This is a genomic window from Marinobacter sp. UBA2498, from assembly GCF_002341575.1.
GTDB lineage: Bacteria > Pseudomonadota > Gammaproteobacteria > Pseudomonadales > Oleiphilaceae > Marinobacter > Marinobacter manganoxydans.
In genome coordinates this window covers 14,907-15,575 of sequence record NZ_DDOI01000109.1, presented here as the reverse complement: position 1 = coordinate 15,575, position 669 = coordinate 14,907, and the positions used below count along the sequence as shown (strand labels likewise).

Sequence of the window (669 nt, the reverse complement as noted above, 5' to 3'; positions counted from 1 at the left end):
AACACCGGCTCGATGCTGTGGCTTGGAGAAGACAATGTGAGAGTGAGTGCAGCCGCCAGACCTGCAAGACGATAGCGGAAAAACCGATCAGCCAAAGTCCACCAACAACCGCTCATGCAGTTCCCGCACCTGACGCGTTACATCATCCAGAGGGCGGTCATTATCAATCACCTCATCCGCCCGCGCCAGCCGATCTTCGCGCGACATCTGAGCCGCAATGATCCGTTCAACCTGTTCTCGAGAGTTGGTGTCACGAGCCATGGTGCGTTCAAGTTGAACGTCCTTGGGCACGTCGATCACGATAATGCGGTCAACCAGTTCGTGCTGGTCGGTCTCGAGAAGAAGAGGGGAAACCAAAAGCACGTAGGGAAGCTGGTAGTTCTCCGGGTTCAACTGCCGAATCAATTCCTCGCGGATGATTGGATGCAACAGCGACTCCAGCCAGGCCCGCTCTTCCGGCTCCTGAAAGACAATTGCGCGAAGCTGCGCACGATCCAATGCACCCTCGGGCGTGAGAATCTCCTCCCCAAAGTGCTTTGCAATCTCAGCAAGCGCTGGCGTACCGGGCTCAACCACCTCCCGGGCAACATCATCGGCATCCACCCAGTGCACGCCAAGGTTACCGAACAGGCGAGCCACAGTGGATTTTCCGGAACCAATCCCGCCGGT

General features: G+C 57.2%; 1 protein-coding gene. It reads right to left on the bottom strand.

The annotated features are described in order from the left end of the window. Positions 1–87: 87 nt before the first annotated feature. Positions 88–669, bottom strand: a 582-nt coding sequence (coaE, locus tag B2W52_RS15315) for a dephospho-CoA kinase (RefSeq protein ID WP_286803686.1), incomplete at its 5' end; no start/stop codon positions are given.